This window comes from Herbiconiux daphne (genome assembly GCF_024979295.1).
GTDB lineage: Bacteria > Actinomycetota > Actinomycetes > Actinomycetales > Microbacteriaceae > Herbiconiux > Herbiconiux daphnes.
In genome coordinates this window covers 1-951 of the sequence record NZ_JANLCJ010000193.1, presented here as the reverse complement: position 1 = coordinate 951, position 951 = coordinate 1, and the positions used below count along the sequence as shown (strand labels likewise).

The window sequence follows — 951 nt, the reverse complement described above, 5'->3', positions numbered from 1 at the left end:
GAGCACAAATTCGATTCAGATGAAACCTTCAAGCAACCAAAAGTTGAAGGTGAAGTCGATGATGAAGAAAGTATTGATGTTGAAACACCAAGACTACCAAGGTTATAATTACAAAGGGAAATAATCTCCCTATAATATATAGGTAAATTAAATGGCTGCATTAATATTTGCACAACTTGCTGCCTCAACACTTGCGCCACACGCACAAGCGATTAAGGCATCTACATCTGTTGCCGGTACTAAATTCTCACTTCCTGTAAAGGATTTGGGAATTCTGGCAGACAGACTAAATCGTGGTAACCCACTTACATACTTCACAACTGGACTAAACTCTACACCTCTTGGTGGTGGTTCAGTTAAGATTGAATACAACACATATGCCGACACATGAGTTGCAAAGACTACTTTCGGTTCGCCGGAAGCTGACTTCAACGACGCGACAATCGACAATGAGGTATTCCTATGAAACACACCTTGAAAAAATCAAGAGGCATTGCTTGACTTTGACCTAAGACGTGGTACACCAAACGTTCTTGCACAAAGAATAGCAACAAGAACAGTTAAGTTCATCCAAGCATCAATCAAGGCTGCATTCGGTAAAATCGTTGCTGCTGCGATTACTACCGCTGGTGCTTCTGCAACTGCTGCTGACGGTACTGCATTGGTTGTTGAACATGATTTCAAGACAAACACTACAGCACTTGATGATGCACAACACCTATGACTTGCACTTGCAAACGCTGCAACTGACCTTGTAACAAAGGCGGAGGCATCAAGAGATGAAGTCACAATCGTTATTAACCCAATCAACTTCGATAAACTAGCAATCGCTGGACTAATCGGAAACAAAGTGGTTGAAACATTTGCTGGTGGACAATACCAAGTAGGTATAATCGGTGTATACAGAATCATATCAGGTGACATGTTCATTCCTGCTACAGTTCAATACAA

The 951-nt window shown here is 41.4% G+C and carries 2 protein-coding genes; both read left to right on the top strand.

The window, feature by feature from the left end; all coding sequences use genetic code 11:
* Positions 1–151: 151 nt before the first annotated feature.
* Positions 152–391, top strand: a complete 240-nt coding sequence (locus tag N1032_RS24025; protein WP_259542974.1) for a hypothetical protein — start codon at positions 152–154, stop codon at positions 389–391.
* Positions 392–493: 102 nt separating this feature from the next.
* Positions 494–724 carry a hypothetical protein gene (locus N1032_RS24020; protein ID WP_259542972.1) on the top strand — a complete coding sequence of 77 codons (231 nt, stop codon included), beginning with the start codon at positions 494–496 and terminating at the stop codon, positions 722–724.
* Positions 725–951 lie beyond the last annotated feature (227 nt).